This is a genomic window from Mesorhizobium sp. M1D.F.Ca.ET.231.01.1.1 (genome assembly GCF_003999155.2).
In the GTDB taxonomy this organism is placed as follows: Bacteria; Pseudomonadota; Alphaproteobacteria; order Rhizobiales; family Rhizobiaceae; genus Mesorhizobium.
The window spans coordinates 1-290 of sequence record NZ_RZOZ02000251.1 but is presented as its reverse complement, the minus strand read 5'-3'; the positions used below and the strand labels follow the sequence as shown (position 1 = coordinate 290).

Here is a 290-nt window from a genome sequence, read left to right as displayed (position 1 = left end):
ATCGTGATCGGGCTGATCGGGCTTTTGTCCGACTTCGCCTTCAAGGCGCTCAACCGCTGGCTCTATCCATGGAGCCTGGCGTGAGCAAGCTTGTCATCGAGGGCGTTTCGCGGACCTTTGCCGGGGTGAGGGGCGGCCAGCCGGTGCAGGCTCTGCAGCCCGTCGACCTCGCGGTCGCGGCCAATGATTTCATCACCATCCTCGGGCCCTCCGGCTGCGGAAAGTCGACCTTGCTCAGGGTCGTCGCCGGGCTGGAGGCGCCGAGCGCCGGCCGCGTGCTGCTCGATGGC

The 290-nt window shown here is 67.2% G+C and carries 1 protein-coding gene and 1 pseudogene; both read left to right on the top strand.

All coding sequences use genetic code 11. The features are described from left to right. A pseudogene (locus EN874_RS34190) lies at positions 1-84 on the top strand (ABC transporter permease); the annotation flags it as partial. Then, positions 81-290 (top strand): ATP-binding cassette domain-containing protein (locus tag EN874_RS33165; protein ID WP_127428872.1); only part of this gene is annotated, 210 nt, incomplete at its 3' end. The pseudogene EN874_RS34190 and the gene EN874_RS33165, both read left to right, overlap by 4 nt.